The sequence below is a fragment of the Schnuerera sp. genome (genome assembly GCF_035459645.1).
Taxonomy (GTDB): Bacteria; Bacillota; Clostridia; order Tissierellales; family Tepidimicrobiaceae; genus Schnuerera.
In genome coordinates this window covers 1-3,208 of sequence record NZ_DATHXO010000048.1, presented here as the reverse complement: position 1 = coordinate 3,208, position 3,208 = coordinate 1, and the positions used below count along the sequence as shown (strand labels likewise).

The window sequence follows — 3,208 nt, the reverse complement described above, 5'->3', positions numbered from 1 at the left end:
GTGCGGACCGGTCCACAAGGCGGAACTCAGTAATGAGGTAACCAGTCCTCGGATATCAGCATGATCCACCGTCGAATTTATTGGCCGGGCCACTGCCTTCTCCCTCTTCCCCAAAACACCCCCGTGATTGAGATCATAATTGAAATTTTTAATAAGGAGATATATAGAACTACAATTAAAGATGATATCATGCCTTATAGGAAACATAAATTATCTTTAGAGCAAAAGTATTGTGTTGATACTATATTAGAAAGTGTGAATAATAAAGATAAGACTAATAAATTTTTAATTCATGGAGTCACTGGAAGTGGTAAAACAGAAATTTACCTTCAATTGGTAGAAGAAATGATAAATTCAGGCAAAGAATCTATAGTACTTGTTCCAGAAATTGCTTTAACTCCTCAAACTATAAGTAGATTTGTTGGAAGATTTGGAGATAATGTGGCTGTACTTCATAGCAGATTATCTTTTGGTGAAAGATTTGATCAATGGAGAAAAATAAAAGAAGGAAAGGTACAAATAGCAGTAGGAGCACGTTCAGCAATCTTTGCGCCTTTTAACAATTTAGGCCTTATCATTATTGATGAGGAGCACGAATCTACGTATAAATCGAGTATGAACCCAAAGTATAATGCTATTGAAGTCGCTGAAAAAAGATGTGAACAGGAAGGTGCTTTTTTAGTCAATGGTTCAGCTACCCCTTCTATTGAATCTTATTACAGAAGTAAAAATGGAGAGTTAAAATTACTAAGTTTGAAAAAGAGAATTAATGAAAAAAAAATGCCAGATGTCAAAATAGTAGATATGAGAGAGGAACTAAGTTCAGGAAATATGTCTATATTTAGTCGGGAATTACATCAAGCAATTGATGATAATCTTAAAGCCGGAAAACAAACTATTCTCTTCTTAAATAGACGTGGATATTCGACTTTTGTTTCTTGCAGACAATGTGGATATGTAGTAAAATGTAATGAATGTAGTATATCAATGACCTACCATTTAGAAGAAAACAAGTTAAAATGTCATTATTGTGGACTAGCTATAAATCCACCTAAAGTATGTCCTGTTTGCAAAAGTAAGTATATTAAATATTTTGGAATAGGTACTGAAAAGGTAGAAGAGTTTACAAAAAATATTTTTCCTAAAGCAGTGGTTAAGAGAATGGATATGGATACTACTAGTAAAAAAGGAAGTCATGAATATATCCTTGATAAAATGAAGAATAATAAAATAGATATTTTAATTGGTACTCAAATGGTAGCAAAAGGATTGGATTTTGAAAATGTAACTTTAGTTGGAATAATAGCTGCTGACACTAGCTTGAATTTGCCTGATTTTCGCTCGCCTGAAAGAACTTTTCAGCTTATTACACAAGTGGCTGGAAGGGCTGGAAGAGGTGCCTTTGATGGTAAGGTAGTGGTACAAACGTATAGTCCTGAACATTATAGTATTCAGTGTGCAAAAGAGCATAATTATTTAGATTTTTATAATAAAGAAATTGTTTTGAGAAAGGAGTTCAACTATCCTCCTTTTATTAATTTAATATCTATAGTAGTATATGGAGAAAATAATAAATATATTGAAATGAAAGCAAAAGAAATTTATGGTCTTTTGGTTAAAAACATGAAATCAAAAGATTTAGAAGAAGTAGCTGAAAATACTACAGGTCCTTTTCCAGCACCATTGGAAAAGATCAAGAAAAATTACAGATATCAGATAATTATTAAATCTAAAGATAAACATATGAAAAAGTTAAAAAAGATTATAGAGTGGGTATGTATATTAAATAAAAATAAAATTAATTTATCAGGAGTTAAATTTAATATAGATATTAACCCTAATTCAATATTGTAGGAGGAATAGATATGGCTATTAGACAGATTAGATTTGAAGGAGACCCTATCTTGAGAAAAAACTCTAGAAAGGTTACCGAAGTTAATGAAAGAATTAAAATTTTACTAGAAGATATGGTAGATACTATGTACGAAAATGAAGGTGTAGGATTGGCTGCACCTCAAGTAGGTGTTCTTAGAAGAGTTGTTGTTATTGATATTGGAGAAGGACCTATAAAGCTTATAAATCCTGAAATAGTGGAAGAAGAAGGAGAAAATATAGATGTTGAAGGTTGTTTAAGCGTTCCAAATAGAGCTGGAACAGTTAAAAGACCTGAAAAAGTTAAAGTAAAATATTTAGACGAAAATGGCCAAGAAAATATAATAGAAGGAACAGGTTTATTAGCAAAAGCTTTTTGTCATGAAATCGACCATTTAAATGGTATACTATTTATAGATAAAATTATTGAAGAGATTGAATCAGAAGAGAGCCATGAATAGGGCTGGAGGTGATAATAGTATGAAAATAGTTTTCATGGGTACACCTGAATTTGCAGTCCCATCTTTGGTATCTTTGTACAAAAATGGATATAATATACCTTTGGTTATAACTCAGACAGATAAACCTAGAGGAAGAGGCAAAAAATTTAAACCAACTCCTATAAAGGAAAAAGCTTTAGAATTAGGATTAGAAGTTTATCAACCAGAATCTATAAATTCTACAGAATCTATAAATAAATTAAAAGGTATATCGCCAGACTGTATAATAGTAGTAGCTTATGGTCAAATTTTAAAAAAAGATATATTAGAATTAACTCAACACGGATGCTTAAATATACACGCCTCATTATTGCCAAAGTACAGAGGTGCTGCACCTATTAATTGGGCTATTATTAAAGGAGAAAAGGAAACAGGAGTAACTATAATAAATATGGATGAAGGACTAGATACAGGCGATATGCTTAAATTAGAGTCCATACCCATAATGCAAGATGATGATTCTAAAACGATCCACGATAAATTGTCTAAACTAGGTGGCAAATTAATTATTGAAACTTTAGAAGATATAAAAAATGGTAATATAAAGAGCATACCACAATTAAATGAACTATCAACTTATGCACCTAAAATTTCAAAAAAAACTGGTGAAATTAATTGGAATAGCAATGGGGATAATATAATAAATTTAATAAGGGGGCTTAAACCTTGGCCTTCTGCCTATACAGTTTATAAAGACAAAAAAGTTAAAATCCACAAAGCTAAAAAAATAGAGAAATTTACTAATGATGAAAATGGAGTAATATTTAAAGTTTCTAATGACGGTATGTATGTTAATTGTTCTGACTCCTGTATCGTCGTCGAAGAACTACAATTTC

3 protein-coding genes are annotated in these 3,208 nt (G+C 31.1%); all 3 read left to right on the top strand.

Annotated features, from left to right (window positions below):
- Positions 1-123: 123 nt before the first annotated feature.
- Positions 124-1,854, top strand: coding sequence for a primosomal protein N' (gene priA / locus VK998_RS01150; protein WP_325224534.1), 1,731 nt, complete (start codon positions 124-126; stop codon positions 1,852-1,854).
- Between the two features lie 11 nt (positions 1,855-1,865).
- The gene (gene def / locus VK998_RS01145) at positions 1,866-2,333 is read left to right on the top strand and encodes a peptide deformylase (RefSeq protein WP_325224532.1); all 468 of its coding nucleotides are present in this window, start codon (positions 1,866-1,868) and stop codon (positions 2,331-2,333) included.
- A gap of 19 nt (positions 2,334-2,352) precedes the next feature.
- Positions 2,353-3,208 (top strand): methionyl-tRNA formyltransferase (fmt, locus tag VK998_RS01140; RefSeq protein ID WP_325224530.1); only part of this gene is annotated, 856 nt, incomplete at its 3' end.